General features: G+C 41.5%; 23 protein-coding genes (1 of these 23 cut by a window edge). 15 read left to right on the plus strand and 8 right to left on the minus strand.

From position 1 onward, the window contains the following. Nucleotides 1-882 carry the 5' portion of a tyrosine--tRNA ligase gene (gene tyrS, locus AU255_RS00010; protein ID WP_080523232.1) on the minus strand. Its footprint begins 315 nt before the window's first position, so the window shows 882 of its 1,197 coding nt (coding positions 1-882); it begins with the start codon at nucleotides 880-882; its stop codon lies off the left edge, out of view. A gap of 133 nt (nucleotides 883-1,015) precedes the next feature. Here tyrS and AU255_RS00015 point away from each other — a divergent pair, with 133 nt between their 5' ends. Both AU255_RS00015 and AU255_RS00020 read left to right on the plus strand, forming a co-directional pair. Next, the gene (locus AU255_RS00015; RefSeq protein ID WP_080520964.1) at nucleotides 1,016-2,437 is read left to right on the plus strand and encodes a M23 family metallopeptidase; all 1,422 of its coding nucleotides are present in this window, start codon (nucleotides 1,016-1,018) and stop codon (nucleotides 2,435-2,437) included. Then, on the plus strand, nucleotides 2,434-3,549 hold the full coding sequence (locus AU255_RS00020) for an anhydro-N-acetylmuramic acid kinase (protein WP_080520965.1): 1,116 nt from the start codon (nucleotides 2,434-2,436) through the stop codon (nucleotides 3,547-3,549). The genes AU255_RS00015 and AU255_RS00020 overlap by 4 nt, the downstream gene beginning before the upstream one ends. A gap of 100 nt (nucleotides 3,550-3,649) precedes the next feature. On the opposite strand, the gene erpA is transcribed toward AU255_RS00020, so the two are convergent. Both erpA and argC read right to left on the minus strand, forming a co-directional pair. After that, nucleotides 3,650-3,982, minus strand: coding sequence for an iron-sulfur cluster insertion protein ErpA (gene erpA, locus AU255_RS00025; protein WP_080520966.1), 333 nt, complete (start codon nucleotides 3,980-3,982; stop codon nucleotides 3,650-3,652). Nucleotides 3,983-4,048: 66 nt separating this feature from the next. Beyond that, the gene (gene argC / locus AU255_RS00030) at nucleotides 4,049-5,083 is read right to left on the minus strand and encodes an N-acetyl-gamma-glutamyl-phosphate reductase (RefSeq protein ID WP_080520967.1); all 1,035 of its coding nucleotides are present in this window, start codon (nucleotides 5,081-5,083) and stop codon (nucleotides 4,049-4,051) included. A gap of 300 nt (nucleotides 5,084-5,383) precedes the next feature. Between argC and AU255_RS00035 the strand changes: the two genes are divergently transcribed. Then, nucleotides 5,384-6,325 carry a hypothetical protein gene (locus AU255_RS00035; RefSeq protein ID WP_080520968.1) on the plus strand — a complete coding sequence of 314 codons (942 nt, stop codon included), beginning with the start codon at nucleotides 5,384-5,386 and terminating at the stop codon, nucleotides 6,323-6,325. Between the two features lie 262 nt (nucleotides 6,326-6,587). Here AU255_RS00035 and AU255_RS00040 read toward each other — a convergent pair whose 3' ends face one another. From AU255_RS00040 to AU255_RS00060, 4 genes are all read right to left on the minus strand, one after another. Further along, a complete protein-coding gene (locus AU255_RS00040) occupies nucleotides 6,588-6,899 on the minus strand; it encodes a hypothetical protein (protein ID WP_080520969.1) in 312 nt (103 codons plus the stop codon). A 742-nt stretch (nucleotides 6,900-7,641) separates the two neighbouring features. Continuing rightward, entirely contained in the window at nucleotides 7,642-8,247 is a 606-nt protein-coding gene (locus AU255_RS00050; protein ID WP_080520971.1) for a nitroreductase family protein, read from the minus strand. Nucleotides 8,248-8,316: 69 nt separating this feature from the next. Beyond that, entirely contained in the window at nucleotides 8,317-8,640 is a 324-nt protein-coding gene (locus AU255_RS00055) for an NGG1p interacting factor NIF3 (protein WP_080520972.1), read from the minus strand. Beyond that, nucleotides 8,633-9,628: a hydrolase gene (locus AU255_RS00060; protein ID WP_080520973.1), complete on the minus strand. Its 996-nt coding sequence runs from the start codon at nucleotides 9,626-9,628 to the stop codon at nucleotides 8,633-8,635. Before AU255_RS00060 ends, AU255_RS00055 begins: the two co-directional genes overlap by 8 nt. A 479-nt stretch (nucleotides 9,629-10,107) precedes the next feature. Here AU255_RS00060 and AU255_RS19615 point away from each other — a divergent pair, with 479 nt between their 5' ends. The 7 genes from AU255_RS19615 (at nucleotide 10,108) to AU255_RS00100 (ending at nucleotide 17,096) form a co-directional block, all read left to right on the plus strand. Further along, nucleotides 10,108-11,202, plus strand: a complete 1,095-nt coding sequence (locus tag AU255_RS19615) for a c-type cytochrome (protein ID WP_143735817.1) — start codon at nucleotides 10,108-10,110, stop codon at nucleotides 11,200-11,202. A gap of 577 nt (nucleotides 11,203-11,779) precedes the next feature. Further along, entirely contained in the window at nucleotides 11,780-12,862 is a 1,083-nt protein-coding gene (locus AU255_RS00075) for an ornithine cyclodeaminase family protein (protein ID WP_080520974.1), read from the plus strand. Nucleotides 12,863-12,865: 3 nt separating this feature from the next. Beyond that, nucleotides 12,866-13,171 carry a (2Fe-2S)-binding protein gene (locus AU255_RS00080; protein ID WP_080520975.1) on the plus strand — a complete coding sequence of 102 codons (306 nt, stop codon included), beginning with the start codon at nucleotides 12,866-12,868 and terminating at the stop codon, nucleotides 13,169-13,171. Next, the gene (locus AU255_RS00085) at nucleotides 13,168-14,559 is read left to right on the plus strand and encodes an FAD/NAD(P)-dependent oxidoreductase (RefSeq protein WP_080520976.1); all 1,392 of its coding nucleotides are present in this window, start codon (nucleotides 13,168-13,170) and stop codon (nucleotides 14,557-14,559) included. The genes AU255_RS00080 and AU255_RS00085 overlap by 4 nt, the downstream gene beginning before the upstream one ends. Continuing rightward, entirely contained in the window at nucleotides 14,559-15,662 is a 1,104-nt protein-coding gene (locus AU255_RS00090; protein ID WP_080520977.1) for an NAD(P)/FAD-dependent oxidoreductase, read from the plus strand. Before AU255_RS00085 ends, AU255_RS00090 begins: the two co-directional genes overlap by 1 nt. A 15-nt stretch (nucleotides 15,663-15,677) precedes the next feature. After that, entirely contained in the window at nucleotides 15,678-16,034 is a 357-nt protein-coding gene (locus AU255_RS00095) for a RidA family protein (RefSeq protein ID WP_080520978.1), read from the plus strand. Nucleotides 16,035-16,232: 198 nt separating this feature from the next. Further along, nucleotides 16,233-17,096 (plus strand): endonuclease/exonuclease/phosphatase family protein, encoded by an 864-nt coding sequence (locus AU255_RS00100; protein WP_158083012.1) that lies wholly within the window; start codon nucleotides 16,233-16,235, stop codon nucleotides 17,094-17,096. Nucleotides 17,097-17,140: 44 nt separating this feature from the next. On the opposite strand, the gene AU255_RS00105 is transcribed toward AU255_RS00100, so the two are convergent. Next, on the minus strand, nucleotides 17,141-18,721 hold the full coding sequence (locus AU255_RS00105) for an IS66 family transposase (RefSeq protein ID WP_080520980.1): 1,581 nt from the start codon (nucleotides 18,719-18,721) through the stop codon (nucleotides 17,141-17,143). Between the two features lie 542 nt (nucleotides 18,722-19,263). Here AU255_RS00105 and AU255_RS00110 point away from each other — a divergent pair. From AU255_RS00110 to phoR, 5 genes are all read left to right on the plus strand, one after another. Continuing rightward, entirely contained in the window at nucleotides 19,264-20,307 is a 1,044-nt protein-coding gene (locus AU255_RS00110) for an IS701 family transposase (protein ID WP_080523234.1), read from the plus strand. 19 nt (nucleotides 20,308-20,326) lie between these two features. Beyond that, nucleotides 20,327-21,328 (plus strand): IS110 family RNA-guided transposase, encoded by a 1,002-nt coding sequence (locus AU255_RS00115; protein WP_080520981.1) that lies wholly within the window; start codon nucleotides 20,327-20,329, stop codon nucleotides 21,326-21,328. Between the two features lie 534 nt (nucleotides 21,329-21,862). Beyond that, nucleotides 21,863-24,439, plus strand: a complete 2,577-nt coding sequence (clpB, locus tag AU255_RS00120) for an ATP-dependent chaperone ClpB (protein ID WP_080520982.1) — start codon at nucleotides 21,863-21,865, stop codon at nucleotides 24,437-24,439. A gap of 494 nt (nucleotides 24,440-24,933) precedes the next feature. Further along, the gene (gene phoB / locus AU255_RS00125; RefSeq protein ID WP_080520983.1) at nucleotides 24,934-25,629 is read left to right on the plus strand and encodes a phosphate regulon transcriptional regulator PhoB; all 696 of its coding nucleotides are present in this window, start codon (nucleotides 24,934-24,936) and stop codon (nucleotides 25,627-25,629) included. Continuing rightward, the gene (gene phoR, locus AU255_RS00130; RefSeq protein WP_080520984.1) at nucleotides 25,629-26,903 is read left to right on the plus strand and encodes a phosphate regulon sensor histidine kinase PhoR; all 1,275 of its coding nucleotides are present in this window, start codon (nucleotides 25,629-25,631) and stop codon (nucleotides 26,901-26,903) included. Before phoB ends, phoR begins: the two co-directional genes overlap by 1 nt. The last annotated feature ends 18 nt before the right edge of the window (nucleotides 26,904-26,921 follow it).

Below are 26,921 nucleotides of genomic sequence, written 5' to 3' on the forward strand. Positions count from 1 at the left end.
GATAATTTCTTGCGCCAACTGTACTTTATAGTTACGAGGGTTTGCTCCTTGCTGACACTCCTTATTCCACTCCGCAATTTCTTGCATAGGCCTAAAACTTAGCAACTCAAAATAGCGCCACATCAACTCATCCGAAATAGACATTATCTTGCCAAACATATCATCAGCCGTATCCGCTATGCCTATATAATTATTTAGAGATTTAGACATTTTCTGCACGCCATCCAGACCTTCCAATATTGGCATAGTCATTACTACCTGCGGCTTTTGACCATAAGCTTCCTGTAATTGCCTACCTACCAGTAAATTAAATTTTTGATCTGTGCCGCCTAACTCAACATCCGCCCTCATCGCCACTGAATCATATCCCTGAATCAAAGGGTACAAAAACTCATGAATTGCAATTGGCTGACCGCCTTTATAGCGTTTGCTAAAATCATCTCTCTCCAACATTCTTGCTACAGTATTTTTAGCAGCCAACTGAATTAAATCCGCCGAACTCATTGCATTCATCCAGCTAGAATTAAACATGACCAAAGTCTTTTCTGGGTCCAGGATCTTGAAAATTTGTTGTTCATACGTTTTCGCATTTTCAATCACATCATCCCGGGTCAATGGCTTTCTTGTTACATTTTTCCCAGTAGGATCACCTATCATTCCGGTAAAATCACCAATCAAAAATAAAACCTCGTGTCCTAAATCCTGAAATTGCTTTAACTTGTTAATTAAAACGGTATGACCTAAGTGTAAATCTGGTGCGGTGGGGTCGAATCCTGCTTTAATACGTAATGAACGCCCTTCATTCAGTTTTTTTATTAACTCTGCTTCAACCAGAATCTCATCTGTTCCACGCTTTAGTTGCGCCAGCACATCTTCTTGCAATTTTTTCACCTTAGCTCTTTATTATTGTAAAACTGTTAATTATACCTTAACCTGACATTAACTCTTTTTCATTATAAAACTGACGTAATATAATATTAGGCATCGGCAAAAAAAACACCTTATAATTATACGAATGCGCTATCGAAATGACTTGTCCCAACCTACTAACCCACCCCAAAATGAAAATAACAATCGACCAAAACACCTATTTATAGCTATTGCCTGTGCATTTCTAATCATTATTAGCTATGTTTTCTTTTCAAAAAAATCTGTACAGCCAGATCCTGCAAATATCGCCTTGACCATCCCAGATATTGCAGCAAAAATTGAACTAACAGAAAAAAACGACAGCTTAACCACCAAAATAGATAAATCAGGAGCTGATCTTATTGTTTCTGATTCTGCAGATGCTCCTATACATAGCATGCAAAGCCTATCAACTATTTGGCAAGAATATAAAGTTAAACCAGGAGAAAGCCTGTCTGTAATCTTTTCTGAAAATGAACTTGATAAAGCAGACTTACATAAAATAGTTCATGCTAATAATATAAGCTCTCAGTTTGCGACCATTCAAGCAGGAAAATCTTTATTGATAGGTCATGATCTCTCGGGAAAATTCAGTCACCTGGTCTACAAAAAAAGCCCTTACGAAGAGCTTAAAGCAACCAGACTTAAGGACGGTAATTTTAAGGTAGAGTTGATTGAAAAAGAATTAGACCGACGCATTAACGGTGCATCAGGCATTATTCATTCATCACTTTTTCTTGATGGGCAAAATGCGGGCTTATCAAACAATGTGATCATGCAAATTGCGAATATTTTTGCCTGGGATATAGACTTTGCACTTAACCTGCGTGAAGGCGATAGTTTTTCAGTTATCTATGAAAAACTTTACATAGACAACAAGTTTATTGGACCAGGAAAAATTTTAGCTGCTGAATTTATCAATCAAGGCAAATCCATTACAGCAGTTCGCTATAAAAATCCTGAAGGCAAAGTCAGCTACTATACTGCGAGCGGTGACAGTATGCGCAAAGCCTTTCTACGTACTCCTATTGAATTTGCACGCATTAGCTCTCACTTTAATTTAAAACGTAAGCACCCTATACTAAATCGTATCCGTGCCCATAAAGGCGTCGATTATGCAGCGCGTACGGGCACACCAATTAAATCAGCTGGTGACGGTAAAATTACTTTCCGTGGGCGTAAAGGTGGCTATGGCAGAGCCATTGTCGTTCAGCATGGCAAAAAATACAGCACCCTCTACGCACATATGTCTAAATTTAGAAAAGGCCTGCAGATAGGATCTCATGTTAAACAAGGTCAGGTGATAGGCTATGTTGGAAAATCAGGCCTTGCCTCAGGCCCGCATTTGCATTATGAATTTCGAGTAAACGGCGTACATAGGAATCCACTTACAGTTACTCTGCCTAATGCCAACCCTATTCAGGCGAAATATAAAGCTGACTTTTTAGAAAAATCAAAAATTCTTGTTGAGCAATTAAAGCAACTTAGCCACACTAACCTCGCAACTGCGAGGGATTCAGCCGGATGACAAAAGAATATTATATTGGTCTGATGTCTGGAACCAGCGTCGATGGTATCGATGCTGGCCTGTATGACTTATCCGGCAAACGACCCCAAGTCATTGATTTTTATTACCAGCCTTTCAGCAGACAAGTAAAACAAAAAATTCATACGCTTTGCAATAATCACCAGTCAGTCTCCTTGCTTAATTACGGAGAACTAGATAACCAACTAGGACTATTATATGCAGAAGCCTGTCTTAAGTTACTGCATCAAGCCAAGGTGAATGCAAATGAAGTAACAGCGATAGGCAATCACGGCCAAACTATTTTCCATTCGCCTAATTCAAAATTTCCTTTCACCTTACAAATTGGTGATGCCAATATTATCAGCCAGAAAACGGGAATCACTACTATTACTGATTTTCGCCGCCGAGATATTGCTGCTGGCGGACAAGGAGCACCTTTAGTTCCGACATTTCATCAGGCAATGTTTCAAACTGATAAAGAAAATAGAGTGATAGTTAATATCGGGGGTATTGCCAACCTGACGATCCTGCCTAAAAATACCCAAGGCACTATACTCGGGTTTGACACAGGACCAGGAAATACATTGATGGATTACTGGATTTTAGAACATCAGAACAGCTATTATGATAATAATGGTGAGTGGGCTGCAACTGGAAATATACAACCTGAACTGCTTAAGCAGCTGAAAAAGGATGCTTACTTCTCATCACTCCCTCCCAAAAGCACAGGAACAGACTACTTTTCATCTACCTGGCTAACAAAGATACTTAACAATCAAGCAACTTCATACTGTCCAGAAGACGTACAGCGCACCTTATGTCAATTGACTGCTGAAACAATCGCGGAGGCGATACAAAAATTTGCACCGGAAACTGAGCAGATATTTGTTTGTGGCGGCGGCACATACAATAAGTCTCTTCGTATGGCATTGGATAAATTACTCAACTATCCCATTGCATCTACAGAAACACAGGGCGTCCCCCCTGATCAAGTTGAGGCCATGGCATTTTCATGGCTTGCGAAACGCACATTGGAAGGGTTAACAGGAAATTTGCCAGAAACAACCGGAGCAAAACAAGCTGTTATTTTAGGCGGAATATATCAGGCTTGAAAAAGTAATTTCAACTATCGCTTAAATATAACAAACACCTTGGTGGGTTATGCTTTTATTGCTATGCAAAAAAATTTAACCCACCCCATAGCTATAGAATTTAGACTGAAAATGAAGACCCGCAACCACAAGTTGTAGATGCATTCGGATTACGAATGACAAACTGTGCACCGGATAAATCTTCTTTATAATCTATTTCCGCACCATTCAGATACTGAATACTCATAGCATCGACTAAAACAGTAACACCGTCATTTTGTACTTGCGTATCATCTTCAGCTACATCTTCATCAAAAGTAAAGCCATACTGAAACCCGGAACAACCACCTCCTGAAATATACACACGTAATTTCAGGTTTTCATTGCCCTCTTCAGCAATTAAACTACCTACTTTTTTCGCCGCACTATCAGAAAAAATAATTGGATCTGCCATATAATTAAACCCCTAAGTAATTAATATTAAGACGATTATGACTTTACCTAGCATTTTAGTCAAGAATTATGGATATAAGGCCATCGTTTGTAAACCTTGCTTTTCATTAAAAGCAAACATCAAGTTCATATTCTGTACTGCCTGCCCTGCCGCTCCTTTCACCAAATTATCAATCACCGATAACACGACTACTGTATCCCCGCCTTGTGGCACAACTACAGCAATCTGACAGTTATTACTGCCTCTTACATTACGCGTATCGGGATGAACGCCTGCAGGCAAGACGTCAACAAACAATTCATTTGCATAGCGTTGCTCATACAAAGCCTGCAACTGCGCAGTAACATCAGTTTCTAACGGAGCATATAGCGTTGCATGAATACCCCGAATCATAGGCACTAGATGCGGCACAAAAGTTAAGCCTACTTGTTTTCCTGCTGCCATAGATAAACCCTGAACAATCTCAGGTAAATGCCGATGTCCCGATGAGGCATACGCTTTAAAGCTCTCACCTGTCTCACTCATTAAAGTAGCAACACTGGCTTTACGCCCCGCACCACTGACACCCGATTTTACATCAGCAATTAAATGCCTACTATCTATCAACCCTTGTTCAATTAACGGCAGAAAACCCAACTGCACAGCTGTGGGATAACAACCAGGGCAAGCAATCAAGTTTGCATTGGCAATTTGTGAGCGATTTATTTCAGGCAAACCATAAACTGCATCAGCAATCAAATCAGGAGAAGCATGCTCCATGCCATACCACTTTCCCCAATCTACCGCATCTTTAATTCTGAAATCAGCGGATAAATCTATTACCTTTACATTACGCGCCAACAGTTGCTCAGCCATTAGCATGGCAATGCCGTTAGGTGTCGCAAAAAACACGACATCACAGCTTGCTAAAGTGTCTACATCCGGCCTGGTAAAGCAAACATCTATATTGCCACGCAAATTCGGATACAAAGCATCCACCCGCATTCCATCATCTGAACGGGAGGTAACCACTGCCACCTCAACCTCATCATGCAAAGCCAAAATACGTAATAACTCTACTCCTGTATAACCTGTTCCCCCAACAATACCCACGCGAATCATAAACCAACCTATTGCAAAATATTATAATGACCCTTATTTTAACTGAGAAATTGAATTGTTATGTTTAAAAACCATAAAGCGTATAAATTATAAAGTGGCATTTTAACCAACCTTTTACATGACTGTTAAAAGACTAGAAAAAATTGTTACGTTACACAAGCATAAATGAAATCCTTTTAAAGACATAATCCATTAGTTAACATTGATTAATTAGACTATAATACACTATATCAGCCACCAGTAAACTATTGTTTTTATTTGATATATTACTTCAATACAAGGATTTAATAAAAATTGACAATGAACGAGCAACCTTTTACTTTTAATCAGATCCACATTGAAGCGGCACGCAACGCCTCGGATGATTTTAATTTATTTCACGATAAGCATAAGTGGCTACAAATTACTCATAACCCTTTTAAGGGCCCTATAGTTCTAGGTTTTCAGTTGAATGCCATGATTGAATATCAACTGTACTTGCACCGGGAAGCCCATCATGAAAACCGGATTATTTCTGAAAACGGATTACGTTTCAGTAATTATCAAATCACCTACGTTAACGCCGTACGACCTGATCGAGAATTATATCTAGATATAAAAAAAACACTGATTAAAACCATTCCTGAACTGACTTTATCTAACAGAATCTCTATTAAGTCGGATAATAAAACCGTATTATTAGGCTCCAAAAAAGAAACTCAAACGCCTTTATTTCTGGCTGATACTGACTTTTCAAACCTTCCTGACTTAAATACGCTCCCAAATTGTTCAACGGTTCCAGACAGTCCATATTTTTTGAAACGAAAATATGTCAACAACGGCAATGCAAAAAATTTTTTATCTGGTTCTTTAGCGGAGCAAGCGGTTTACTTCGATGAATTAAATGGCCTGGTTGAATACCCTGAAATGTTTCCTTGCAGCCTGGCCTCAGGAGCGCTACTGTTAAAAGCACAAATAGAGGACCGGCATGATTTTAAACGTAACCCGATGGTTTATACTTCCCATAGTATTTCTGTCAATCGGGAACATTTACGGGAACTGAACAATAATCATAAACTGCATATTCTGGTTAAACAATTACCTGAATCAAAATCAAGAACCTTGAACAATACCAATATTATGTTACGCGTTTATGAATGTTACGGCCTGCTTGAAGATACCAAAGTATTATTCAGAGCACGTTTGTGTCTGGTGCCTCTGGAGAAACTACTTAATGGTTTATATAATCCGCCAATAGGGTAAGTTTAGATGATTACCTACAACCGTCAGCCACAATGAATTAATACAAACCCTTCATATACGCATCGTTGCGAAAGATATGCTGGGATATCAGTTCTACAACCACAATTGCTGGTTCGAAAAACACCGAGGTGAACAGCTACCAGCTTCCCTGCTGGTAACGTGTTGATCAAAATACAAATAAACCGGGATATAATAGCATAAGCGTTACTACGTGAACTATAACTGAACCTATTATGCTGCCTAATTTTCTAAGGAAAATTATCTATTGTTGCTGATCTTGTATTACTGCAGGTGTTTCAATTCTCTCCTGGTTTTGTTGGTCGATTCGATCACGGTTCTGCTGTCCATTGCCTTGGTTCTGGTTATTTCCCCCGCCTTGTTTACCATATCGATTGCGTTCTTGGTTTTGGTTCTGGTTCTGGTTTTGTTGTCCCGAAGAATAATTACCACCACCGCTATTCATACCACGACCTCCAGCACTACCGCCTTTTCCGGAACCAGCAAAGCTTTGTGTCGAGAATGCTAAACAACTTAAAATAATAAGCGCAGTTTTATATGTTTTTGTAATATTCATATTCATTCCTAATTGATACTATAAAAAAAGGAGGTGCTAAATGCATTCTCCCAAAAATAAGCATCCAGCCACTTTTTTTGTCTGAGCCATCAGCTAATCAACTTTACTATTTCTTTGTATTTGACTATGTCCGCATTAACTATTATTTTGCACTAAATTTTTGAATAAAAAAAGAAAAAATTGGAGAGATAATCATAAGAAACCAAGGTTTTCAACATTGGCCAGATCAGACAACGCAGTTGACAACCCATCAAAAAATACTAGCTGCAAGCGAGGTGGAAAAGCTCATAAACATGGTTTACCTGCAGAGCAGATTCCTGTTCTTATGATGCGTGATCGAAGCGGTGTTACTTCTGAAACTTATATTGCCCAACGTAACAGATGCTTAAACCAAGGTTTTAACTCCTATTTTAGAACCTGATGCTATTTTATGTTCGGACGGGCACTTGAGTTATCAAGCATTTGCTAGAGTATCGCGGGATATTCATCAGTCTGTAAATCTTGCTGCTAGTATCAGAGGGGCAGATAAAGACTTTCATATTCAAAAGGTAAAGGTAAACGATAGCTGATTTAAAGGATGGGTGCGGCGTTGTCACTAACTACTTAGATCATTATCCTGGTTGGAGACCATGGCTAGACACGCATTTAAAAACGATGTCGGCTCAAGAATTTTTAACTACGGTCGCGAGGGCTAATGGACGATACAAACAGCTAATACATAGCCTTTCATTATGCTCTGCTCTTACACAAACCGGTTATTAATAATCACTTCATCACTGTCCAATTGACCACCTCGCGGATTCGCCGCCTGGATACTCTTACCTATCGCTAAACACAAGGCAATGACATGGTCTTCAGGTAAGTTAATTAACTGTGCGACTTGCTCAAAATCAAAACCATCCATAGGACAAGAATCATAGCCCATGGTTTTTGCCGCTAACATCAATGTTTGTGCTGCGATACCACTTGAGCGCATGGCTTCATCTCTTTGCACCTGATCTTTGCCACGATAGTATTGGTCAATTAATGGCAATATAAAGTCCTGTACAGCGTGATCGGCATTGGCCCAATAACGCTCTGGATGCTTTTCCCATGATTTTAAATCAGCACAGATCACAATAAATAATGAAGCATCGGTTACTTGACTCTGATCCCATGCAGCCGCTCTGATTTGTTTTCTTAATTCAGGATCGCTAATATTAACAAAACGCCAGTTTTGTATATTAAATGCCGTCGGTGACAGCATCGCCAATGAAAACAGCTCGTTTATCTGCTCATCGCTAAACCGTTGACTTGCGTCAAAATGCTTAACGGCTCTGCGTGTTTGTATTGCTTCTATAGTTTGCATTATTTTTCCTTATAAGGTTCTTATTTATCTTATTCACAAATTCAAATTTGTCATCTAACTTTCCATGTATCAGTCAAGCTCATTAGTCGACAGGATTTTAGTTATTTCATAAGCAGGTTGCTGGTAGGGATGAGTTTGCAATAGTGTTTTTACCACTTGTTTAATCAGTCGATCATCACAAACCATTTCCACTTTATATTCATTCAGCCTGGTGATTTTTTCAGTTTCACCGATAAAAGGCCGGCTACCTGACAGTGGCCTAAATTGTCCGCTGCCTAAAACCTGCCAGGCACAACAATCATAGTCGCCTATTTTTCCCGCGCCCTGCTTAAATAAGGCATTCTTGACTTCCTCAACATGACTTTCTGGTACGAAAAAACACAGCTTATACATGGCTTAATTGCTCCAGTAAAAATTCGGGGATACGTTGCTCTAACCAATACTCCGGGCGAAATGGATTATGTCCGGAAATAAACCCGACATGTCCGCCTGCTGGTGTTGTTTCCAGAAATACACAAGAGGATAGTTCGGTTATGTCAGGAATCACCGCCGGAGTCATAAATGGGTCATCTTGAGCCTGAATTAATAAAGTAGGTATTCTAATCGATTGTAAAAATTGACGTGAACTGGAGCGTTGATAATAATCTTCAACATTGGCGAAATCATAGAGCTTTGCAATCACGCGATCATCATATTGCCAAAAAGAGGTAATCTTGTCTAAATCGCCAACTTGTCTCAGTATCTTCGCTTCTTCGGTTTTGCCTAAAGACTCCAGGTGTTGCTGCTTTAAATGTACATATTCTTTTAATTCACGCAATAAGCTGGCTCGATATAGTTTAGAGAATCCGCTGTCCAGTTTGCTTGCGCAAGCACTTAAAACCAGAGGAACAGAAACTGCCGTTGCGGCAAATAACTGCACACCGCTGCCCTGCTCGCCTAACCATTTCAATAATACATTGCCGCCTAATGAAAAGCCTACTGCAGCCATCGGCAAATCTGGTTCACGTGCGCGCAGGGTGCGATACAGAAAATCTATATCCCCTGTTTCGCCAGAATGATAACAACGGGATGAATGGTTATATTCACCACTACACCCTCTAAAATTCAATGCGGCACTACGTAAGCCTTGTGCCAGCAACGCCTGCTGCAAACCTTTTATATAGATCGATTGCGAACTACCTGTCAGACCGTGCAACAAAATAACCAGGGGCTGATCACCTTCTCCACAGAAATCAATATCGATAAAATCATCATCTGCAGTAATTAATCTTTCGCGCTTTAATAGCGAGTTCGGTAGTTTGCGAAATAAAGCCGGATACAAGGTTTGTAAATGCGCATTATTTAACCACCACGCAGGTTTAAAAGTAGACTGAATTAACATAATAAGTGGAAATTTTTATATTTAACGAAATTATACAGGCTAGCAATTAGAGGTTTATTAACATTATCAGCATTTGTAACTGCTGATATACTTTACATCAAGCTATGTTATTTATCTGCAGTGTCTTATTGTTAATATTTTGCATACTGCGCAATAGCAGACCTAAATCCACTATCTGCAATACTTTTTATTATTTTGGATGACTCCACCAATCTCAGCTAATGAGGAATGAAGTCGAACCGGGTCATCGTTTTAAATAAAGGTGATCAGACTCGTTATTCCAAGCGTATTCATGATCGACTCGAAAAAAGGACATATGTGGACACTAAACCAAAAGATCAACAAACCAGACATCACAACCTTAAGAATGAATTTACCCTGTAAATACTGTAAATAACTGAATAACTTGAATGCACCACATTTTTATTTTATGGTCGAGGCGACTGTAGACATTACGCAATAACAACGAGATATACCTGATGAAAAAGACGCTAATAGCTTGCATCATTTTGCTCGGTGGCACTTCAATGGCCAGCGTTGCTGACAGTATCAAACCAAAAACCCTGGTAACTATTGCTGATGCAAAAACATCACCGGCAATTACACTGGATTTAGGAAAACCTGGTGATACGATTGGGGATCAATGGTTGTTTGACCAACCCTTGCTGGATGTAGACCGAAACAAGATTGGCAATAACAGCGGTGTTTGCATTCGCACCAAGGTGGGCAACAGTTCTCAATGTCAATGGACCCTGACGTTGATAAACGGCACCATTCAAGTAGCAGGCCGGGAGTTTGATCAGGGGAGTTCTGCTATTGGCATTGTTGGCGGAACAGGTGAATATCAGCATATCTCAGGTGAATTGATATCGTTCAAAAACAGTGATGGTACCTACACACAAACCCTTACCTATACTCTGGCAAATGACATCAACTCAAAACAGCCAACTGATGCCAAATCATTAATCACCCATGTTTGTGAAAATGGCCACTATTCCTGCGCTGAATGCCATAGCGAAACGGGCAACCCTCCGATAACCGACAAATACGACAAACAATCCCCCTCACTTGCAGGACAAAATTATCAGTATTTGCTCACCCAGCTCAATCATTTTAAATCCGGCAATCGATACACCAAAGAAATGGCAAACACTTTACAAGATTACAACGCCGATGAAATTAATCAGATAGCATTCTATTTTTCGCAGCAAACTCAAACAACAGCCCTCCCTTTCGATCCCTCGATAGATACCTTAAAACACAGTATTACCGAAGACAAGTTATGGGCAGACAAAGGCCGCGTATTGTATCAACAAGGTGATAAAGCGAGAGGTATTATGGCCTGTCAATCTTGCCATGGCCTATCCGGAGAAGGCGACAGTCAACAGACAATCCCCAAACTGAGGGCACAGCATGCCCGTTATGTTCGAATGACCTTACATGCCTATAAAACAGGGAGGCGAACAACTGACAAAACACTTGATAATGTCATGAGAAAATCGGTTAAAAACCTAAACGATGACGACATCAAATATTTGAGCGCTTATATTCAATCCATGGCTGTTGCGCCATGACCAGAATAAATAGGGTGTGCACACGGGCATAGCACATTAGGTGTCTACTATAGAATTATGGAGAGAAATGACTAGCGATTAATAGATATGATACAAAGCTCCTGAGAGTTCAAGCCATAGTGGTCTAGCCATCTTGCTATCCGTTATTTTTCTTTAGCTAAAGAACATAACTAATTTCATAAATCAAAGACCTGCTCCTTTAGTTTCTTTGGTTCTGCAGCATGTTGAAGAGGGAACATTCTTAGTTAGTATTGTGGCTACAAACTTAAGACAGGACATTCAATAGACTTGTAGAGCGTGGCTTCAGCCCGCCTTTAAATAATCTCTGACATTGACGGGCTGAAGCCACGCTCTACAGTTTTCAAAATGTCCCGTGTTAAAACGATAGCCAGTATTGTTAATAACGTACGAATGCATCTTTATTCAGTACAACCCAAATGTCTTGTGCTAAACGGATTGGCATAATACAAACTATACACCCCTACATTTAATAGAGATAATATTGCCAGTATCGAAGACACATGAACCAGAGAATAAACACAGAAATATTCTCTAAAAAACAAATCAGGAAAACTTAATGGCAACTCACCAGGCGAGCACAAAAGCATCACATCAAGTTGGCTTTACCTATCTTTCTCAGGAAGATTTACTGGACGCAGGCTGTTTCGATTTGCGTATGGCAATTGAAGTTGCCGAAAAAGCCATGCTCGCCTTTGAAGATCATCGCATCATGTTTCCCGAAAAAGTTGTGCAGATTTTTGATCCCGTCAGCCAGGACCGTATCAATTGCCTGCCAGCGACTTTGCTAGATGAAAAAATCTGTGGTGCTAAATGGGTCTCGGTTTTTCCACGTAATCCAAAGCGTTTCGACGTACAAAACTTATCCGCTATATTTATTTTATCGGAAATCGAAAAGGGGTTTCCTGTCGCCATTATGGAGGGCACGCTGGCTTCGAATATGCGTGTCGCAGCTATAGGTGCTATTGCCGCTAAACACTTAGCGCGTAAAGACAGTCATAGTATTGGTTTTATCGGCGCTGGTGAACAAGCCAAAATGCACTTATTAGCGATGAAAGTAGTGCGCCCTGGCATAAAAGAATGCCGGGTAGCCGCCAAAACTGCATTAGAAGAAGAGCAGTTTATTGATGAATTATCGCCTATTTTGCCTGATATAGACTTTATTAGAGTCAATACAGTCGCCCGGGATGCTATGTTAGGTGCAGACATTCTAGTCACTGCAACCAGTGCCCAGGCCCCCTTACTCAAGGCTGAATGGATGAAACCAGGGGCCTTTTATAGCCATATTGGTGGCTGGGAAGATGAATACGACGTCGCGTTACAATGCGATAAAATTGTCTGTGATGACTGGGATACGGTAACCCATCGCACTCAGACACTCAGTCGTATGTACAAAGAAGGCCTCCTGTCGCACAGCGATATTCATGCCGATTTACATGAGTTGGTCTCAAAGCAAAAACCTGGCCGAGAATCAGATGAAGAACGCACCTATTTTAATGCCGTGGGGCTGGCCTATGTAGATATCTCGCTTGCACAGGCAATGTTTAAACGTGCTGAATCAGCGCATATCGGCCTAAAGCTTGATTTACAGGAAACCATGCTCTTTGAACATCATAATATTATCAGCAAAATCAGACTATAAATCATGTTTAAACAACTCCCGAATAGCGGCATTGAAACCGTTGAAGTTATTCTGAATCGCCAGAAAGTCAGGGTACCCCTAAATACAACAGTCGCTGCCATGGCACTAGTGCAGGGGTTACGTGTCACTCGAACAACACCCGTATCTGGTAGTCCTCGAGCGCCATTTTGTATGATGGGGGTCTGTTATGAATGTTTAATGGTCATAGATGGTAAAGCCAATCAACGAGCCTGTGCTACTTATGTTAAACAGGGTATGCGAGTCGAAACACAGCAAGGCGCAGGACCGGTATTAGGAGGTACTTTGTGAAAAATCACTATCAATTGCTTATTATTGGCGCAGGGCCCGCAGGGCTTGCAGCAGCAGTGACGGCCTCAAATCACGGTATTAGCTGCGCCTTACTTGACGAACAAATGGCTCCTGGAGGACAGATTTACCGATCTATAGAATCTGTTCCCGAGCCGCGTGCACAGATATTAGGCTCAGAATATCAGCGCGGCAAGGCATTGGCTACAGAATTTCGCGCGTGCGATATCGATTATTTCCCTGAAACCAAAGTCTGGTCACTCAATCGTGACCGGGAAGTTGGAGTATTATATAAAGATCAAAATAAAATTATTAGCGCGGATCAAGTTGTGGTCGCCAGTGGTGCCATGGAAAGACCTGTCCCTTTTCCTGGCTGGACATTACCAGGTGTAATGCAGGCCGGTGCGGGGCAAATCCTGTTCAAATCTGCAGGCGTTATTCCCGGTGATGGCGTAGTTCTTGCTGGATCGGGGCCCTTGCTACTCTTACTCGCCTGGCAATATATGCAAGTCGGCGTGGATATTAAAGCCATGCTGGATGTCACGCCACTAAGCAATCATTTACTGGCTTTACCTAAATTGCCTAGAGCTTTACTGGCACATCAGTATTTAACCAAAGGCCTGGCCTATCAAAGAGACCTTAAACGCGCAGGAGTAGTCACCAAAATTGGTGCGAGTCATCTTCAGGCTCATGGCGATGGCGAATTACAATCCGTTAGCTATCGACATCTTGGTCGCGAACATAATATTACAACGGATTTGTTAATGACTCACTTTGGCGTAATCCCGCACATCTGGCTTACCCAGGCAGCCAGTTGCAAACATCAGTGGGATAGCAGTCAGCAATGCTGGCGACCTCAACATGATGAATGGGGCAATACCAGTATAGAAGGCATTCTGGTCGCAGGCGATGGCGCGGGAATCAATGGCGCCAGATCAGCGGAACATGCTGGCCGACTGGCAGGACTCCATGCCCTATTCTCTCTGGGGATTATTTCTCAGACAGAACGTGATCAACAATCTAGCAATACCCGAAAATGGCTGCGGGATGAACATCACATCCGCCCTTTTCTGGAAGCCTATTTTGCCATTCCACAAAATATGCTGGCAACGACCGACCAAGATACGATTGTGTGCCGTTGCGAAGAAATCACTGCGGGTGAAATCCGCGCAGCTATTGATAATGCCCATCGCGATAGTAATCAGGTTAAATATCTGTCTCGCTGCGGTATGGGACCTTGCCAGGGTAGACAGTGCGCTAACGCTGTTGCACATATTGTTGCTGATGCAGGCGGTCAACCGGTCTCCGATAGCAGTCACTTCCGGGGACGACCACCTGTTGCTCCGCTCACATTAGCACAACTGGCTATGCTGTCTGAAGGGAGAACATAATGAATACTGATGTGCTCATTATTGGTGCTGGACTGGTGGGCACGTCCACCGCTTTACAATTAGCTATGCGTGGATGTCGCTGTAGCGTAATAGATAAAGATAGCCCAGGGCGACATGCATCCGGAGCAAATGCAGGCGGTTTACGTCAACTAAACCGTGATCCAGCTGAAATACCGCTCACAGTGGAAGCAGCCAAAATGTGGCATAACATTGCCAATCTGGTTGATTCAGACTGCGATGCTCGATTTCCCGGACAATTGCGCGTAGCAGAAAATCAGTCGGATATGCACAAGCTGGAACAGCGCGCCGCTATGGTTCGTTCTATGGGCTATCAGCATGAAGAAATAATCGGCCAGAAAGAACTTTATCAACTGGTTCCTGCATTGGGCCCCGGTTGCGTCGGTGCATTAATTTGCAGAGGAGATGGCTATGCCCGTCCCTATCATGCATTGACTGCCTTTCGCCAAAAAGCTGAAACATTAGGTGCAAACTTTCATTCAGCTACCGAGGTTCACAGCATCACCCAGGAAGGCGACGGCTGGTCTGTGCGTACATCTCAAGGCACGTATAACAGCGCCATTCTGGTTAATTGTGCCGGCGCATGGGCAGGAGAACTTGCAGCACGAATGCACGAACCTGTACCGCTAACCCCTAAGGCACTGATGTTGATGGTGACAGATCGCTTACCTCATTTTGTTGATCCGGTAATGGGTGCAGCCAGTCGCAAGCTATCCTTTAAACAAATGCAAAACGGGACGCTGATTATCGGTGGTGCCCTCGTCGCCAGGCTGGATTTTGCAAAGGAACAAACCGATATAGACTGGCAACAGCTAGCAGCAAGTGCTAAAACAGTCCTTGATTTTTTCCCGCAACTTAAAGATGTACGCATAGTTCGTGCATGGGCTGGTATTGAAGGGTTTATGCCGGATAATATCCCGGTAATCAGTGCATCCCAAACAGCTAAAAATGCATACCACGCTTTTGGCTTTTCTGCTCATGGTTTACAGCTATCCCCCGTGATTGGGCGCATTATGGCGCAACTCATTCTGGATGGGCATGCGCAACTGCCAATTGAGCCGTTTAATATTAGCCGCTTTAATTAATAGTAAGGATAAAAAATGAGCATTATCCGCTTAGGCACCGAAAGGCGTCGAATGAGTAAAATAGTCATTCATAATGATACTGTCTATCTTTGTGGTCAGGTTGCAAAAGATGCCAAAGCGGACATCAGAGAGCAAACCCAGACTATGCTGGATAAAGTGGATGATTTACTGCTACAGGCAGGCAGTGACAGAGCACACATTCTTTCTGCGACCATTTATATCAAGGATATGCAAGATTTTGCCCATATGAATGAGGTCTGGGATGCCTGGATAATAGAAGCTTATTCTCCTGCTCGCGCTTGTGTACAGGCAAGCCTTGCGCGCCCTGAAATATTGGTTGAAATTTCTGTCATTGCGGCAGTAAAAGTATAAAACTTATACATACTGGGGTATTTTCTTTTCTGGCAACATAAATTAACCCTGTTTTCAGCTCTTATCACCTGAAGTAGAATGCTACTTTAGTCCATCGATATCGAACAACTGGCAGACTAACGCACTGCCCTACAGCAAGGGTATTTATTCCCGCAAGCCCCATGCCTGCATTTAATGATCGGACAAAGTACAATCTACATGCTCAGGAACTACATTCCACTTTACTTATTAAGCCTTATCATACTTGCGACTAGCGGTTGTTTCTCCGTGTCTGATGAGGAACAACTATTATCCAGTTCCGGGGAAATCCGCGCCAACGATCCATACTGTTCTGCAGCAAAGACTGAACCTAATCCAGCAGAAATGCTTAATGCAACAGAATTTACTCTGGTAAGCTGGAATATCTATAAAGAGAACAAAGAGGGCTGGAAGAAGGATTTATTAACGTTAAGCAATGCCAGTGATTTGATTCTTTTACAGGAAGCCTATTTAACCCAGACTCTCAACCAATTTCTTGTCACTAGCGGACAAAAGTGGGATATGATTTCTGCATTCCGCTACCGGGGTATTCATGCCGGAGTTATGACTATCGGAGATATTCCGGCTCAAACCAGTTGCGCGCAACGGGCAACTGAACCCATAGCCTTTTTACCAAAATCTTCCTTGATCAATTACTATCCTATTAGAAATACGCAACACACTCTTTTGGTCGCAAATATCCATGCCATCAATTTTACTCTGGGTATCAAGGAATTTAGTGAACAATTGCTGCATATTAAAACGGTTCTGGCAAATCACCAGGGGCCTATTGTTTTCGGCGGTGACTTTAATACCTGGAGTGATCAGCGAGAATTAGCTCTGGATCAGCTTATCGGTAATGAGGAATTAGGCTTACATAAAGTCGATTTTGTAAGTAATGAAGCACCCCTTGTCTGGGGGCATCGACTGGATCATATTTTCTTCAGAGGCCTAAAAGTAATCAAGGCCGAAATCATTCCCGTAGAATCTTCAGATCATTATCCATTAAAAGTACAGTTTGAATTTGTGCCTGAAAATGAATAATAGCTTAGGAATAAGACGTTAATAACTTGAGCAGTAACTTCTCATTATCCACTGGCAGCGGCCGCACGAATGACTTCCGATAACGGAGGAATCCCTTCTAACTTCAGTAAGCGACTTTTTAAATAACCCCAAAATGACATGCCGTGCTTTCGGCAGGTCTTCTTGAGACTGGCAAAAGTATCACGGGCTTTCCGCCCTGCATCACTTCGTGTACTCCCGCTGATTTTTCGTTTCTTGACGTAATCCCTTATATCCCGTTCGCTTAAATTGTTATGAAGTGGGAGGTAGGGTTTGTCGAGTACACGGAGGAGTTCATGTTGATTTTTCCCCATTCGCCCGAGGGCCTGGTTAAGCGTTTCGTAACAGGTTTTGGTACTGCATAGGATTTGAAAGCGCTGCCTGATACTGCTCGCCTGTTCGGTAACAGGATTAAGTTTATAAGCTTTCAGGTCATGGTAAATCGACCAAAGCTGGTCGCGTGCGTCATCTACTGCCTTGGTATGGCTGTCATTTAAAGGAATCAGGCGATTAATCACTCGTTCGGCATGGATCCAGCACAAGGCATGATCAAAGACGTTAAACTGCCCTGCATCATCACTGATAATTGAAAAGTCAGAGGAAATGCCTTGGTCTAGCAGCCCTCCCATCAAAGCACCTTCCGTGACTATTTTTCTGTGCCGAGGTTTAACGATGCCTTGCTGATCCAGCCATTCGCACCAGTCAGGTGCCGTGTTAATGCAGACACTGATATTTTCCAGTGTCGCCAAGATTACAACAGACAGCTTATTTTGTGCCATGTATTCAATGGCACCTGTGTTCAATGTATAAAGCGTTGTTTTGCCTTGTGATAGACAGTTTAAAAAATTGATTCTGCTTTTACTTTCTGTACTACTGAACCAGGCAAAAAAATCATTGCCAATATGTGTGCAATAGCCATTTTGCCCTTTATGCCGTGCGCCAGTATCATCTGTATGAATATATTTAGAAACGGATAATCCCGTCTTCAGTAATTCATCTTTTTCGGCATGAAAGTCGTCCAGATCTTCTGTTAGTATATAACTGAGCTTACCGCTCGAAATATCGACGCCTAAATCACGAATTTGTTCCAGTAGTAATGGCTGTGTGACATGTTGGTGATGGTATTGATAGAGAATAAAGGCAATAAGGCTTTTACCAAAGCTACCTCCCTGAATGTCTTCGGGAAGCTGACCTAAAATCGTAAGACCCTCTGGCGTTATATATTCTGCTAAACGATAACGAATGTTATGAGTTTGAAAGGTAATATCCTGAATAACACGATCCTGATACCCTTTAAAGCGTGAACCCTCTGGGATTTCATCCGGCTGAATAATTTGGGTTTCATCTATTTTGAGGTTGCCTTTTTTACTGCGCCTTGGGCCTTTTTTCCTTTTTGATGAGGAGTCATCACTTCCTGGGGCACCCTCCTTATCCATTGTACTCGGTTTGATTTTAGGCTTTGTGGTTTCGCCTTTAAGCTTGAGTATCTCTTGTGCTAACTCATCAATCTGCTTTTGTTGCCAGGCAAGCATTTCCAATAACACATCGACTAGCGGTGTGCGATCTTCTTTGTTTATCTCTGGTAATTCAGGTTTAGGCGAGTTCATAGAATATATTGTAAAGCAACTTTTTAATATTTTCCCGTGGATAATGAGAAGTTTCCTTGAGCAGGAGTAAAAAGCTTTAGCTTTTTTCGTCATACACAGCAATAGCTAAAGAGACTGTGAAAGTATTATGCGTAGGTTTGGGGTGAAGCATGAACCCCAACAATGAGGCTAGGTAAGCCATTGATTGTTGGGGTTCGCAATCTCACCCCAACCTTGTATATTAAACATATCTCTTAAACACAGGTTTATTTAACACAAAACGATTATAGTAATAACTGATTTTCTGGGGAAGCCGCCCCAACCTTAAGCCTTGAGCTTGTTCGTAGATTGGCTCCCCACCCTCGTCATCCATGCCGTGGAGTATCTGAGACCTGTAAGCAATGCTTCTGAGTCTGCATTCACAAGGACGGTAGGTGAAGTGTCAGGGTTGGGAAACCAGTGATCATTATAACAATACTTAATATGATAGAAGTTACGCATTGACAGTCAATGTTAAACTATAATACAGAAAAATGCCGAATCCACTATAAATCTAGACCTTGATAAGAGAAATAACCCGCCCATCAACTGCTCGTTGTACTTTACCGATGTACATAGGATTTTTGTTAAGTGAGCCTAAACAGGCTAGCTGTTGCCGGCTAGGAGAAGTTATGTCAATTTCACATGATAGCGTCAACCGATTTCTGAATCGTGAATCGTATACCGGGCGCGATTTATATAACGAAGCCAGTCCTACTTTGAATTTAAAGGGCGGAACCTTAAGTGTTGACGATAGCGTACTGGATAAGCCTCATAGTCAGTACATGGCTTTTGTCAGTCATTTTTGGTCAGGCAAGCATCACCGAGCGGTCAAAGGGATTAACCTTGTTACTTTGTACTACACGGATACTCAAGGAAAACACCAACCTGTCAATTTTCGAGTGGTAGATAAAGCCGAAGGGAAAACAAAAAATGACTACTTTCTGGATATGCTTGCAGAGGTATTATCTTGGGGGCTTGAGCCAGGCTTTGTAACAGGAGATAGTTGGTACAGTTGCGTAAAAAATCTTAAACGGATTAGAAATCATCAGATAGGATTGCTCTTTGCGCTGGAAAGTAACCGCTTGGTTTCTGTTGAAGAAGGAACATGGGTTCAAGTTAAGCAACTAGAAGTTCCAGAGGAAGGCTTGGTCGTTTGGCTCAAAAATTTTGGGTACGTGAAATTATTTCGGACAAAGTTGAAAGACCAACTTCGCCATTATATAAGTGCACTACCTAATGACGAGCAAACCAAGTCCTTTGGCAGTAGGGATTTTACCGAACAACATGATCGGCATTGGCAAATTGAGCAATATCATCGTGCAATTAAGCAAGTATGTAACATTGAGCGATTTCAGGTTCGCAGCAAAGGAGCCATTAAAAATCACCTTTTTGCTGCAATTTGTGGGTTTGTTCAATTACAAAAATTGAGCTTCGCAGAGGTCATTAGTAATTGCTATAGCGTGCAAAGAAATTTATTCAAAGATATCATGGCTTCATTTATTGAGACGTTTATGCCAAATATAAGCCATTTAAACCCAGAATTTCAACCTGTCGTCAATGCGTAACTTCTATATGAGATAAAAAATGAATACTGTCGGAATTGATGTGAGTTGCAAGGAATTGGTGGTTGTCGTCATGGTTAAGGGTAAGGCGCGTAAAGCTAAATCTTTTGAAAATACCCCTTTAGGTCATCAGTCAATTATCCAGTCTTTAGCAAAAATGAATGGAGAAACAAAGGTTTGTATTGAGGCAACAGGTATCTATCATTTTGATTTGGCCGTCGCTCTTAGTCGAGCTGAGGGTATTGAGGTGATGGTGATTAACCCCAAGGCTGCACACAACTTTGCTAAAGCATTAATGACACGTAGCAAAACCGATGCGATTGAGGCAGAAAATTCAGCGATTTATGCTGAAAGAATGCCTTTTGTGGCCTGGGAATGCCCTGCTGACGAGTGTATCAGTTTAAGAGTCATTTCGCGCCGTATTGCCGCTTTAAGCAAACAAAAAACACAAACTAAAAACCAGCTTCACGCTTTAGAGTCGACGCTAGAAACACCAGGATTAGTGATTGATCAAATGGAAGAGTTAGTTGTTTTTTTAGAGGCACAAATTAAAAGCCTGCGCGACAATGCACTTATGGTTATTCAACAACATTATGAGCTGGAGAAAGCGTATCTACTTATCTCTGGCATCAAGGGGATTGCGCAAGCTTCAGCGATACAAATATTGAGTGAAATCATGATCTTGCCTAAGGATATGACGGCAAGGCAGTGGGTCGCACATGCTGGGCTGGATCCGAGAATATTTGATTCAGGCAGTAGTGTATCTAAAAAGCCGCGAATCAGTAAAGTGGGCAATAAATATATTCGCCAGGCTTTATATATGCCTGCTCTGGTGGCGAGTCGATTCGAGCCGAATATTAAAGGCTATTACCATCATCTGATTAATGATAATGGCTTAAAAAAAGTACAAGCTGTCTGTGCCGTGATGCGTAAATTGTTACACGCCATCCATGGCATGTTGCGGACTAATAAAGAATTTGATGGAGCGCGTTTTTATGCGCTACCTGTCAGTGAAAATTCATAATTAATATGGATTTTGTAAAATTAGCACTTGTGTTTTAAGAGAGTATCTACGGAGCCTGTCCTTTTAGGTATATTATTGAATACTTTCACAGTCTCTAAAGTTATTGCACTCCTTATCAAATATCCGCATATGCATCTAGTACCATCAACAAAGTGTTGCATGGTCACCCAAACCAGCCTGTTTCGTCGAGTTGGGATATTTGCCTTTTAATATCTCTAAAGGCGAAGCTGTATACTGTGTTTTTGAAGTCAGGTTTGCCGTGGCTGTTAATGGTTTGAAAAGCGCTTACATAAAGAAGCAGAAAACGATGACGCTTATTGTATTTGACGGGGTTTGGCTTATCAAACTAAACATTGATTTCAACTAACTGCATAAGGATGGTTGATATTATTGCCGTGCGGGAAATGTGATCTATCTCACAATTTACATTTTATCCATATAAAAACTAAGTTAATATGCGTTATCAACTTGAAAACCTCTACATTCTCCCAATTATAGAATCAACAAATTAACTTTAAGTGCATAGGTAATATAATGAATCCTGAAAAACTCACCAGTAAATTTAGAAGTGCACTCAATGATGCACAGAGCCTGGCTTTAGCTAAAGACCATCAATTTATTGAAGGCGTACACCTGCTTTTAGCCATGCTGGAACAACAAGGAGGGAGTATTAAGCCACTAATGAATCAGGCTGGTATTAATACTCAAACTTTAACTCAATTACTTGAAAAAGAACTCGGGGCAATGCCTTCTGTTTCTGGAACAGGCGGTGATGTTCAGATTTCCAATGACTTAAGCAAATTATTAAATCTTACCGAACAATTAGCTATTAAACGCAATGACAGCTTTGTTTCCAGTGAAATATTCCTATTGGCTGCATGTGCAAGCAAGGGCCAGTTAGCTAATATATTAAAACAGGCAAATGTTACACAAGCATTAATCGAGCAGGCGATCACACAAGTACGTGGTGGTGAAAATGTGCACGATGAAAATGCCGAAGATCAACGTAATGCGCTGAAGAAATATACCATTGATCTGACAGAGCGCGCAGAACAAGGCAAGCTAGACCCGGTTATTGGCCGTGATGATGAAATCCGTCGTACTATTCAAGTATTACAACGGAGAACTAAAAACAATCCGGTACTCATTGGCGAGCCCGGCGTAGGTAAAACAGCAATCGTGGAAGGCCTGGCGCAACGCATAGTCAACGGCGAAGTGCCTGATGGTATTAAAGGCAAGCGTGTATTGGCATTGGATATGGCCGCACTCATTGCAGGCGCTAAATTTAGAGGTGAATTTGAAGAACGCTTAAAAGCAGTGCTTAATGACCTGGCCAAACAGGAAGGTCAGATTATTCTATTTATAGATGAATTACATACCATGGTCGGCGCAGGTAAAGCAGAAGGTGCCATGGATGCGGGTAATATGCTTAAGCCTGCACTGGCACGGGGTGAATTACACTGTGTCGGAGCAACGACTCTGGATGAATACCGTAAATATATTGAGAAAGATGCAGCATTAGAACGGCGTTTTCAGAAGGTATTAGTTGAAGAACCTTCTGTTGAAGATACCGTTGCTATTTTACGCGGTTTAAAAGAAAAATATGAAGTGCATCATGGGGTTGACATTACCGACCCTGCTATTATTGCTGCGGCTCAATTATCTCATCGATATATCGCCGACCGCCAACTGCCTGATAAAGCAATTGATTTGATTGATGAATCAGCCAGTCGTATTCGCATGGAAATTGATTCTAAACCTGAGGTAATGGATAAATTAGATCGCCGCTTGATTCAATTAAAAATTGAAGCGGAGGCGATGAAAAAGGATTCAGATGAAGCGTCTAAAAAACGCTTAAGCACTTTGGAAAGTCAAATTCATGATTTAGAGAAAGAGGCAGCTGACCTGGATGAAATATGGAAAGCCGAAAAATCAGCGTTACAAGGCTCTGCTCATATCAAAGAGCAGTTAGATCAAGCACGTTTTGAATTGGAAACCTCAAGACGCAGTGGCGATTTAACCCGTATGTCTGAATTACAATACGGTAGCATCCCTGAGCTTGAACGCCAATTAGCTTTAGCCTCAGTGGCAGAAACACAAGAGATGACTTTATTACGTAATAAAGTGACCGAAGAAGAAATTGCCGAAGTCGTGTCTAAATGGACCGGTATTCCCGTTTCTAAAATGCTTGATGGTGAGCGAGACAAACTGTTATATATGGAACAACATCTCGCAAGCCGTGTTATCGGCCAGGACGAAGCGCTAAAAGCTGTGAGTGATGCTGTGCGTCGTTCTCGCGCAGGATTATCGGATCCAAACCGACCTAATGGTTCATTCTTATTTCTCGGACCTACCGGTGTGGGTAAGACCGAGCTATGCAAGGCATTGGCTGATTTCTTATTTGATACCGAAGAAGCCATGATTCGTATTGATATGTCTGAATTTATGGAAAAACATTCCGTGGCTCGTCTGGTAGGCGCACCTCCGGGATATGTCGGTTATGAAGAAGGCGGGTATTTAACCGAAGCAGTACGCCGCCGCCCTTATTCAGTGATTTTACTGGATGAAGTGGAAAAAGCGCATGCGGATGTTTTTAATATACTCTTGCAGGTACTGGATGATGGTCGTTTAACCGATGGACAAGGGCGTACAGTTGATTTCCGCAATACCGTAATCGTCATGACCTCTAATCTGGGCTCTGATATCATTCAACAACTGGCCGGAGAAGAAAATTACGAAACCATGAAGCAAGCGGTTATGGAAGTTGTCGGCGGGCATTTCAGACCCGAGTTTATCAATCGTATTGATGAAACAGTGGTATTCCATCCTTTAGGCCAGGAGCATATTCGCTCTATCGCTAAAATTCAGATTGAATTCTTGCGCTCGCGTTTACTGGAAAGAGATATTCAGCTAGCTATTTCAGACGCGGCACTGGATAAAATCGGTGCAGCCGGTTTTGACCCTGTTTATGGAGCAAGACCACTTAAGCGAACTATTCAGCAGAAGCTTGAAAACCCCCTTGCCCAAGATATTTTAACGGGTAAATTTGCAGCGGGAGATACGATAAATATAGACATTAAAGATGATGTTCTGTCTTTTATGAAAAGCTAAGCAACTTGCAGGAAAACCTTAGCCGCTACCAATTATATTTAGCGGCTAAAGCCTCTCCTGCTTCCTGACGTTTAGTCACCAATGTTTTTGCTCAAACCATGACACAAATGACAGGCAACTGGCATGTTAGCATAGGGTTCTGGCTTGTAAGGTCGTTAATACCTGCTCTTGCTTATTTACCAAAAGGTACTTACAAGGGGGCATCATACGCATCCTTGCTCCGTGATACCGTAACAAATCTGCCATAAAACAATTAATACTTATATTGCTGTATACGTCACAATTACCCAACGTTTTTCTACACTTTCAAGTCGACCACGATGCCATATCGCATTAAATAACGCTAACCATCTGAAAGAAAAGTTAATAAATGGATAAAATAAATCCCGTGGCTTCTCTGTCTCTAGTGTCGCAAGCAATGAAAAACTTTTGTCATAAAACCGTCATATAAAATGGTTTACAATGCTTCTGCTTAACAGGATGCGAAATAAAATATGAGTCAATTTACAATTTTAGTAGTTGAAGATGAACAAGCTATTCGTAGTATGCTGGTTATGGTATTACAACAATATGATTTTAACGTGCTGGAAGCAGCGGACGTAATCCAAGCTCTGGCGATACTCAATGACACTGTTCCCGATCTTATCTTGTTAGACTGGATGCTTCCGGGCATTACAGGAGACGAATGGACTCGTCGCTTAAAGTCGAATGATAATTATCGTGATCTGCCAATTATTTTAGTCACTGCGAAAGGTGAAGAAGCTGACAAAATTCGAGGTCTGGATATAGGTGCCGATGATTACGTAACCAAACCATTCTCACCTAAAGAGCTTGTTTCAAGAATCAAAGCAGTACTACGCAGAAGTGGTAAAATTCACGATTTAACGCAAATTAAATTTCAGGATATCGTTTTGGACACCGAACAACACCGTGTCAGTATTTCCGATAAAGAAGTCGATGTTAGTCCTACTGAATTTAGATTACTGAGTTTTTTTCTTACCCACCCGGATAAAGTTTATAACCGTACACAGCTATTAGATCAGGTATGGGGGCGTAGCGTTTATATAGAAGAAAGAACAGTAGATGTACATATTCGCCGCTTAAGAAAAATACTGGCTAATTATCAACGCGAGGACTGGCTACAGACTGTACGCGGTTTTGGTTACCGGTTTTCTGTGAAAAATAGCTAATGAGTTTTTGGAATAAGGATTTATTACGTCTTGCCATCACCATTCTCATAGCAGCAATTGCCAGTAGTTTTATCGGGCACTTCTTATATTTGTTACTGATCATCTGCATAGGCCTTATTCTTCGTCAGGCATTCTTGCTCAACCAGTTAGAAGATTGGCTGCGATCAGGCGCAAAATCAAACTACCCATCAAGCAGTGGACTTTGGGAAGAGATTTACTATCATATTTTTCGTTTAAAAAAAGCAGCTAAAAAACGCAAAAAAAAACTCAGTCTTATTATTGAACAGTTTCGTAGATCCACCTCAGCCTTGCCAGATGCAATCGTGGTCATCGGTGAACACGATGAAATCTCGTGGTTTAATAATGCAGCAAAAGAAATACTTGGCCTAAAAAAAAAGGATAAGGGCCAGCGCCTGCCTAATTTAATCCGTGCCCCTGCCTTTGTAGAATTTTTAAGCAAAAAAGATCCTGGTATCGTCTTAAGTATTAAAGCACCTGTAAATGGGCAAGTTACCTTACAACTAAAAATTGTAACCTATGACCAAAATGCACATTTATTAGTCGCACATGATGTCACCTTCCTAAAAAATATCGAGCGGATGCGTAAAGATTTTGTCGATAATATATCACATGAATTACGTACGCCCCTCACGGTCTTAAAAGGCTATATAGAGACACTTGACGATATGGGCGAGGATCACTCTCCATTATTAACGCATTCATTACAACAAATGCATAATCAGACACTGCGTATGCAACATTTAGTGGATGATCTCCTGCTATTAGCAAATCTAGAAACCCAAAAAACTGAAAATAATTGTGTTGTAATTGATACGCTTTTAAAACAAATCTGCCAGGAAAGTAGTGCTTTAGAACAACTAAACAGCCGTATTGAGCTCTTCATAGAATCAGATATCAACATATTTGGCAATGACCAGGAGCTTCGTAGTGCATTTTCTAATTTAATCGTCAATGCCCTTAAATATTCAGATGAAGAATCTATTGTTACCGTGCAGTGGTATCAATCGTGTGACAACGTAATTCTGAGTGTAGCTGACCAGGGCGAAGGTATCCCTGAACTTGAAATTCCTAAAATTACCGAACGTTTTTACCGTGCCAATGCTCAACGTGAAAATGAAAAACATGGTACAGGTCTGGGACTTGCAATTGTCAAACACGCTCTCTCCAGACACGATGCTCAGCTTAAAATCAGCAGTGAATTAGGTAACGGTAGCTGTTTTAGCTGTATTTTCCCTAAACGGCGTTTTTGCTAATTTTTTGCTCTTGCTGGA

The sequence above is a fragment of the Methyloprofundus sedimenti genome (assembly GCF_002072955.1).
Classification (GTDB): domain Bacteria; phylum Pseudomonadota; class Gammaproteobacteria; order Methylococcales; family Methylomonadaceae; genus Methyloprofundus; species Methyloprofundus sedimenti.